At 49.0% G+C, this 8,688-nt stretch carries 7 protein-coding genes; 3 read left to right on the forward strand and 4 right to left on the reverse strand.

Features of this window, described 5'->3' with window-relative positions; translation table 11 throughout:
• The first annotated feature begins 244 nt into the window (after window positions 1-244).
• The 3 genes from NG796_RS24855 to NG796_RS24865 all read left to right on the forward strand — a co-directional run bounded on the left by NG796_RS24855 (window position 245) and on the right by NG796_RS24865 (window position 3,598).
• Window positions 245-1,513 (forward strand): M16 family metallopeptidase, encoded by a 1,269-nt coding sequence (locus tag NG796_RS24855; RefSeq protein WP_261210033.1) that lies wholly within the window; start codon window positions 245-247, stop codon window positions 1,511-1,513.
• A gap of 51 nt (window positions 1,514-1,564) precedes the next feature.
• A complete protein-coding gene (locus NG796_RS24860; protein WP_261210035.1) occupies window positions 1,565-2,881 on the forward strand; it encodes a M16 family metallopeptidase in 1,317 nt (438 codons plus the stop codon).
• A 111-nt stretch (window positions 2,882-2,992) separates the two neighbouring features.
• A complete protein-coding gene (locus tag NG796_RS24865) occupies window positions 2,993-3,598 on the forward strand; it encodes a peptidoglycan-binding domain-containing protein (RefSeq protein ID WP_261210037.1) in 606 nt (201 codons plus the stop codon).
• 583 nt (window positions 3,599-4,181) lie between these two features.
• On the opposite strand, the gene NG796_RS24870 is transcribed toward NG796_RS24865, so the two are convergent.
• The 4 genes from NG796_RS24870 to sufU all read right to left on the reverse strand — a co-directional run bounded on the left by NG796_RS24870 (window position 4,182) and on the right by sufU (window position 8,208).
• Complete coding sequence (locus NG796_RS24870; protein ID WP_261210038.1) at window positions 4,182-5,390, reverse strand: aspartate aminotransferase; 1,209 nt, start codon at window positions 5,388-5,390, stop codon at window positions 4,182-4,184.
• Between the two features lie 163 nt (window positions 5,391-5,553).
• Window positions 5,554-6,765, reverse strand: coding sequence for an iron-containing alcohol dehydrogenase family protein (locus NG796_RS24875; protein ID WP_261210039.1), 1,212 nt, complete (start codon window positions 6,763-6,765; stop codon window positions 5,554-5,556).
• A gap of 355 nt (window positions 6,766-7,120) precedes the next feature.
• Window positions 7,121-7,657: a Ycf51 family protein gene (locus tag NG796_RS24880; RefSeq protein ID WP_261210040.1), complete on the reverse strand. Its 537-nt coding sequence runs from the start codon at window positions 7,655-7,657 to the stop codon at window positions 7,121-7,123.
• A 50-nt stretch (window positions 7,658-7,707) separates the two neighbouring features.
• On the reverse strand, window positions 7,708-8,208 hold the full coding sequence (gene sufU / locus NG796_RS24885; RefSeq protein WP_317619354.1) for a Fe-S cluster assembly sulfur transfer protein SufU: 501 nt from the start codon (window positions 8,206-8,208) through the stop codon (window positions 7,708-7,710).
• Window positions 8,209-8,688: the final 480 nt, after the last annotated feature.

Raw genomic sequence — 8,688 nt, forward strand, 5'->3', positions numbered from 1 at the left:
CTAGGCAAAGGAAAGTAGAACAAAGACCCAACCTAGAATCCTCAGACGGATGATAACGAAACCAGGACCCCTCTCCTTTTCGGTGGGGTCCCTCTAGGGAGAAAAGGGCCGAGAATTTTGCCGGGCCCTGAATCCTCTTTCCCTCGTTCCAAAGAAAGTCTGTATCAATTCATGCAGCATAGTGTGAAATGAAGCGTTAGCATGAGATAATTTATCACCAAATTCAGGTTTGAGATTAGAAAGTTTGTCTGCACTGCTTAAGAAATCGGAGTTTCCAGGGAATATCGTAAGGCTGGCGAATGGATTAACCGTGATTCACCAACATATCAGGGCTACACCCGTCGTTGTGGTTGATGTGTGGGTTAAAGCAGGTGCAATCCGCGAACCTGACACCTGGTCAGGAATGGCTCATTTCCTGGAACACATGATTTTCAAAGGGACCCAAATCCAGCCTCCGGGTGCTTTTGACTGTCTGATTGAAAATCGGGGTGGGATGACCAATGCCGCCACGAGTCATGACTATGCTCACTTTTTCATTACCGTTGCCGCACCCTATTTAAAAGAAAGTCTGCCTGCCTTGGCGGATCTGTTGCTGCATCCGGCGATTCCCGAGGATGAGTTTCTGCGGGAACGGGATGTGGTACTGGAAGAAATACGCCAATCGGTGGATAATCCCGATTGGTTGGGGTTTCAAGCGATGATGGAGACGATTTATCACCAGCATCCTTATCGACGCCCAGTCTTTGGAGAGGCGGAGATTTTGATGGAGCGATCGCCGGAAGAAATGCGGATGTTCCATCGCTGCCACTATCAGCCGCAAAATATGACCGTTGCGATCGTTGGCAATGTCACGTTAGCCGAAACCCTGGACTTAGTACAGGACGCCTTTAACAGCTTTCCCACTCCCGGGGAATGGCAGGACTTCAAACAAGAAGCCGAACCCCCCATGACCGAAATTCGGCGTCGGGAACTGTTCTTACCCCGTTTGGAAGTGGCAAGGTTGACTCTGGCTTGGACGGGCCCCGGGGTGGAACAGTTGCAGGATGCATACGGTTTAGACTTGCTTGCTGTGGTCCTGGCAGAAGGGCGAAATTCCCGTTTAGTCCGAGAATTGCGGGAGATCCGGGGACTGGTTCACGGCATCGGCAGCGATTTTTCCCTCCAACGGGATTCCAGCTTGTTTACAATTGGGGCATGGCTCGATCCAAAACATCTGGAGTTGGTGGAAAATGTGATTCTTGACCGTATCGATGAGTTACAAGCTCAACCGATTAATTCTGCTGAACTCGCCCGCGCTCAACGCCTGCTGTGTAATGATTATGCCTTTTCGACGGAAACCCCGTCTCAACTGGCGGGATTGTATGGTTACTATCAAACCATTGCCGAGGCCCCGGCAGCAGTGGCCTATCCGGATTGCATTCAATCCTATAATGCGGCAGACTTGCAACGGGTAGCGAATAACTATTTATGCCCCAAATATTACGCAGTCACAGAACTCAAACCTCTAGACTGAGTTAAACCCCAGACGAATCCACCTCAGACGACTACAAGGAACCTAATTTTCGTGACAGAGAACGTGACGCAATCGCTACAGAAGACAATCCATCGTACGGTTTTGAAGAATGGCATGGTGGTGATTGCCGTGGAAAATCCCGCCGCTGATATTATTGCTGCCCGGATTTTTATCAATGCGGGGAGTTCTTGGGAGTCCCCAACTCAGATGGGATTGTCGCATCTGCTGTCGGCGGTGTTGACGAAGGGGACCGAAAAGCGATCGTCCCTAGAAATTGCTGAATTGGTGGAGTCGGTGGGGGCTACCCTGAGTACCGATACGACGCCTGATTATTTTTTGCTGAGTTTGAAGACGGTTTCGGGGGATTTCCCGGAGTTGTTGCGCCTGTCTTCGGAACTGTTGCGATCGCCCACGTTTCCTGAGTCTGAGGTGGAACTGGAACGCCGTTTGACCCTGCAAGGCATTCGTTCTCAGCAGGAACAACCGTTTACCATTGGTTATGACCAGATGCGGCGTGCCATGTACCCAGATCACCCCTACGCTTGTTCGGTTCTGGGAACGGAAGCGACAGTCTCTCAGTTGACTCGGGATGATTTACAAACCTATCATCAGACCTATTTTCGCCCCGATCGCATCGTGATTAGTCTCACGGGTCGAATTTCACCGTTAGAAGCAACGGCGTTGGTGGAATCAGTCTTTGGAGATTGGCAGGCCCCTTCTGTGGCAGTGCCACCTTTGGAATTACCCCGGTTAAAGCCCAATCCCCGCTTTCTCAGTTCCATCCAGGATACTCAACAATCCATCGTGATGGCGGGGTATCTGGGGGCTTCAGTTCTAGGAAATGACCCCTTAAATCCCAACCCGAGGGATTATGCCATCCTCAAGTTGCTCAATACCTATTTGGGAAATGGGTTATCCAGTCGGTTATTTGTGGAACTCCGGGAAAAACGGGGTTTAGCTTATGATGTTTCGGCATTCTACCCGACTCGTCTGCGGGAAGCGGCGTTTGTGGTTTATATGGGGACGGCTCCTGAAAATACGGCGATCGCCCTAAAATGTCTACAAACGGAAGTGGAGCGTCTGAGTAGTATCACCTTACTTGAGGACGAGTTACAATCGGCCAAAAATAAGCTCCTCGGTCAATATGCCTTGGGTAAGCAAACCAACGCTCAAATCGCTCAAGTCTTTGGCTGGTATGAAATTTTGGGTTTGGGCATTGATTTTGATACGCGCTTCACCGAAGAGGTTGCCGGAATTTCGCCCTTGGAGGCCCAGGAAGCAGCCAGTCGGTATCTGACTCAAGCTTATATCTCTTTAGTCGGACCTTCTGAGGCGATCGCCCCGTTATGTGAATCCGTTGCCTATTAATGTCACAGAACGGACGGCAAATGTTAGGAAAGGCACTGCAACCCCTCATCATTCCCCCCGGATCACCGGCTAAAATCAGCACTAAATTAGTCGAGTAGGAGGCTAGAGACATTGACAGAGGTCGTATTTAATCCAATGGGCTGGATCCGGTCCACCGCCAAGCTCAAGCTAATGGTAGGGAGTTTATCTCTCGTGTTGATTTCTGCACCGATCGCAGCGATCGCCCAGCAGGCCCCTTTCGTGCAGCGATCGATATTGCAACTGGGCACTCAAAGTCAAGAAGTTACCGAACTACAAGCGGTCCTCAAACTGATGGGATATTACATGGGACCTGTGGACGGCATTTATAGCGAAGGCACGGTAAGAGGCGTTTCCGCCTTTCAGCAGGCGGCAGGTTTAACCCCCGATGGAATAGTCGGAGAGGGAACCTGGAATCGCCTCTTTCCGCCCTCTCCTGGCGCAGTTGCCTCCGGTGTCATGAATCCCGGGTCCGTTCCGTTTACTCAATCCTCCCGTCCCATCCTGCGACAAGGCATGGAAAGTGATTGGGTGGCGCAACTCCAACAGCGCCTTAATCAAATGGGCTTTTTTGAAGGGTCCCCCACCGGCGTTTTTGGCCCGCGAACCGATGCCTCTGTCCGAGCATTGCAAAGCCGCTACAATTTAGAACCCGATGGTATCGTCGGCCCTTCCACTTGGTCCATTCTGTTTCCTTAAACTCCCTCTGGGTTTCCCTCGCCTCGCCCCGGCGAGGGCTTTCGGAAGACCGTTTATTGACGTAATTATGCTTATTAAAATGCCAATTTTGAGCGAATTGCTAACAAATGTAACAGAAAAGATTGCAAGACGTAAATCTGTGTAAAGTTTATTAAACAAAGGGTTGCGCTCTGGAAAATTTGTGGTAATTTATAAATATGACGCAAGCAGGAAATAAAACTTCAACGCCAAACAAGTTTTTTAGATTAGAGTTCTGCGTCATCCCGCTCTAATCTGCCCGTAGTGAAGCAGCGGCGAGCATCCCAGCCAAAAGGTGGTGCTTCTGTCTAAGAAAAGTTAGAACGAGAAGCCAAAACTTGGAGTCTGGTATAGACTGAGTGGATGCCAACACCAAAACCTAACTGCGTGTGGTTTGTAAACCTTAGTAATTGTTAACTTCACCGTAGATCAAGCTGAAAATTAATCTCGTCAATTTACCGATTAAAAGGGTCTAGTCGCCGCCGATTAGACCCTTTTAGTTTGGTGATTTGTCATTTGTCGTTGGTCCTGGATAACAAACAACAAATGACAAAAGGATCAGAGATTAACTACCCGTAACTAAAGCGGGCATTTCCCCACAAATTCCCGCTTGTTTGAGGCGATCGAGGGCAACACCGAGGCGATCGCAATCGTGAATTAAACTAATCCGTACATATCCTTCACCCCCGGATCCAAAGGCATTCCCTGGGGTTAAAACCACGCCGGTTTTATTCAATACCGACTCGATAAACTCTTCAGAACTATTACCAAAAGGACATTTCGCCCAAACATAAAATGTCGCTTCCGGATTCTTCACACTCCATCCCAGTTCGCGCAACCCTTGCACCAAGAAATCGCGCCGCACCCGATACCGCGCCTGCACCTCATGAATATAAACATCGGGCAAATGTAGCGCCGCTGCTGCCGCTGCTTGGACGACAGCAAACATCCCATAATCCATGTTGGTTTTTAACCGGCGTAAATTCTTAATGACGCTAGAATTGCCCACGGCAAAACCCACCCGCCATCCTGCCATATTGTAGGTTTTAGAAAGCGTATGGAATTCGACCCCAATCTCTTTCGCCCCCGGAATTTCTAACAAGCTTGTCGGATGATAGCCATCGTAGGCTAATTCTGCGTAGCACATATCATGTACTAACAAAATTTCATGGCGACGAGCAAAGGCGACTACTTCCTCGAAAAATTCCCGAGGTGCCGTGGCGGTGGTGGGGTTGTTGGGATAGTTGAAATAGAGAATTTTAGCCCGTTGTGCCACCTCGTCGGGAATCGTTGCCAAATCAATCAACCAATCGTTTTTCTCAGAAAGAACGATTTCGTGAATTTGGCCCCCGGCTATTAAGGGACCCCGGAAATGGGCAGGGTAACCGGGACTGGGGACTAAAATCAAGTCCCCCGGATTGACATAAGCGAGGGCAAAGTGAGTTAAACCTTCTTTGGAACCGAGAACCGGCAACGCTTCAGTTACGGGGTCTAACGATACATCGTAGCGACGGCTGTACCATTCACAGATGGCTTCGCGAAAGCTATCGGTGCCGCCTACAGGAGGATAGCGATGGGTAGTGGTATCTTGCAAGGCGGCGATCGCGGTTTCCACCACAGCAACGGGAGTGGGTCCATCGGGGTTGCCCATGCCTAAATCGATTAAGTCAATTCCTTGCGATCGCGCCCCGGCTTTCAATTCGTCAAGACGCGCAAAGACATAAGCCGGAAGTTGCTGCAAACGTTGAGCCGGTTGGATCCAATCTAAAGTCATGGGCGTTGTGCGCGGAAAAACCGCGATCTCCTTTTGTTGCAAAAAAAACTACAAATAGACATTTAATCGCCAAAAGGTCACGAGGGATACAGAATTTAAAAAATAAATCGTCTATCCCAATGGACCAAGGGTGAGGGTTGGCAGTGCTCTCCATTCAATTCAGTTAGGCAGGGGCTGTATCCACCAGTTCTGAGGTTTCTTTGACGACTCCCCCCAGATCTACCCCGCTTCGCCGAGATTCTACGGGTGCCGTGGTGGAAACCATTGCTGCCATCAGTTGTTCCGGTACTACGGTAAAGGGCAGCCGATGAATATCTGAATTGGGGGCACAAGCAATTTCAGCCGCATGGTACAGTTCTCCCAAGGTGACCACTTCTAAGCCTAAATCTATTAAGCTTTGGGGTAAGCCAATCTCGGAATAGAACTTTAACAGTTGTTGCCTTGCGCTGGCGGCTAATTGGTTCCCCTGTAGCATTTCTTCCAGGCGCAGTTGCACCAAAATACCATAGGCGACTTTTTCCCCATGCAGGGTATCATGAGCGGCTAACAGGTGGGTTAAGCCATTATGCACCGCATGGGCGGCAACGGTGCGGCATTGCGCGCCCCCCAGTCCCCCGATGACACCGGCGAGTAACACCGTAGCATCGACAACTTCCTGCCAAACTTCCCCTCCGGGACTGGCGACTGCCTGGGCAGATTTTTGGAACAACAGGTCCCGCAACACCCGCGCTTGCTGTACGGCGGCGATAATTAGGGTTTGTTCGGAATATCCGCTACTAACTGAGGCTTCATACCATTTGGCGATCGCATCCCCAATTCCGGCGACTAAGGTGCGTTGCGGCGCAGTTTGAACCAAGTCATAATCGAGAATCAGAACATCGGGACATTTGGGGAGGGGGACATCGTAGAGAAATGCACCCCCATCCGAATAGATATTCGATAAAGCAGTCCAGGCGGCACAGGTAGCGGCAGAGGAGGGAACGGTGATAATCGGCAATCCACAGCGATGGGCTAAAAGTTTGGCTGCATCGAGGGATTTACCGCCTCCGGTTCCGATAATCAGATCCGCTTGATGGGTGGCAACAGCTTCTTGCAGTCGGGTGAGACTCGCTTCGCTACAGTCGGGGGTATAGGAGGCAGAGGCGATCGCCAGTTGATATTGGGTAACTGCGGGTTGTAACCGTTCCGTCAGCAGTTGATTAGAGCGATCGCCCCCTACAATCAAGGGACGATGCCCTAATCTGGCGATCACCGCGCCGGATTGTTCCAAACAGCCCTTTGAGCGAATCACTTGGGCGGGTGCAACACTGAGCATGGGCAGCACAGCAACAGGATTCGAGTTCGGTGTTGAGGAAGCAAAATTCTGATGGGGCATACAGATCTAGAGAAGTTTTGCTGAGGTTGAGCTGGGGTGAGTGGGATGAGTATTTATAACTCTACTGTATTCAAGGATTCCCGATTGTGGCGGGGATTTTATCTAAATTTCGGGATTGCGCCCTAACTCTCCCACTGGCGATCGACCCTGGGATATTTTGATTTTAAGAGGTTTCCTCCTAAACCTGCACGGTAGGTTCATTGATTATCAGGGAAAATTGGGCTTAATACAGAACTTACGCTCTAAACCTGGTTTAAAGCGTAAGTCCTCAAATGGCATCAGAAAAATTGAGAAGACAGAACCGTAGGGTTCTCAATTCTCAATTTTCAATTCTCAATTTTTAATTCTCAATTGTTTAGGCGTCCTTGGCTGGTGGTTTCAGTTTAGAAAGTTCCGAAAATTGATCGGCGTAGATTTCAATTTCAAGGTTATCATCATCACGAATCCCCAGCGATCGCTTCACTTGACCCAAAAACAGAGGTTTAGAGAGTCCTGGTTCGGGATGGACGATGGTGCGGGCGCGGATGGTTAATTGATTTTCTCCACGGGAACTAAACCGCCCCTGAGAAAACAAATCATTGGCGGCTTGACGCAGGGTTAATTCTAGTTCAGACTCGGTAATCGTTGGGGGTAAAGCAATCACCGTTTGACTGCCTCCATTGTCGTAGACCCTAACATAGTGCACCGCACCCGGGACTTGGACCCGAGTCAGAGGGACTAAGCTGAGGGCAAATAAACCGCCGGTGAGGACTCCCATAAAGCCGGTAATTCCTACCAAGCGAAAACGGACTCCCCATTTGAAGAGAAATCCTAATAGACTCAGGACTCCACTAACCAGGGTGAGGATGCCTGCCCACTTAAAAGCAACGAAAAATTCTGCGGTTGTTAGCATATTGGTTTCTGGTGTAATCGAGGAGTAGTGTGGGTGAGTTCCATTTAGATTTAAGATTCCGCTTCATTACTGACAAAGCTATCGGAATCAGGGTTCGCTGATTCGATCGCCGCTTTTAGAGTATGCCAGCAGAGGTTGGCGCATTTGATGCGAACGGGAAATTGAGCGACGCCTTGCATGACATTGAGCTTGCGCTGTTCTTTCGGAAATTCTGCCTCGCCTTTCATCATGGTTTGAAAGCGCTGCACCATTTCAAGGGCTTCCGCTGTGGATTTGCCCCGCAATGCTTCTGCCATCAGGTCAACGGATGCCATCGAGATCGCGCAGCCTTCGCCGTCAAATTTTACCTCTTCAATGCGATCGCCCGCCTCATTCAGCCGCAATGTCAGTTCAATGGTATCGCCACAGGAAGGGTTATGTCCTCGCTGTCGGCGATGCACCGGATCCGTGACACCCCGATATTTGGGAGACTTGTAACGCTCCAGGATAACTTGCTGGTAGAGGTCGCGCAGATTGCTCAGAGACATGGTGGTAAGCGGGGAGAACTTCATTAATCTTTAGTTTAGATCCTATCAGCACTAGCACCCTTTGTCGTGGGTTCTGGGTTCTGGGTTTTTGAGAATCCCACTCAAGGCACTCTAAACATTAAAATCTTCCTGACCCATTTATCAGCAGTGTTAGCCTCCTGGGTGATGGCAAAATGTGATAATGCTAGAGGTCATCTCTAAGGGTTCTAAAGCAGGGAACTTGCAATTAAACCTATTTCATATATTATTGATTTTTTTTTCAACCATGAGGTTGTATTTTAATATTAAACAATTTTAACAAACGAATTAAATATAAAATTAAGCCGATAAATTTATTTTCTGAGTTGTAGGATTTTGTGCGAATTTAGTCAGCTAAATTTTGATAACTTAAACCAAGTTTAATATAAATATTTATGTTATTTAATAAGGCTCTTCAGGACTTATGGTGATAAGTTTATCTAATTAATGAGGGGTCTGGCACACCAGGTTAAAAGCTGAAACCCA

It is taken from the genome of Laspinema sp. D2d (assembly GCF_025370755.1).
Taxonomy (GTDB): Bacteria; Cyanobacteriota; Cyanobacteriia; order Cyanobacteriales; family Laspinemataceae; genus Laspinema.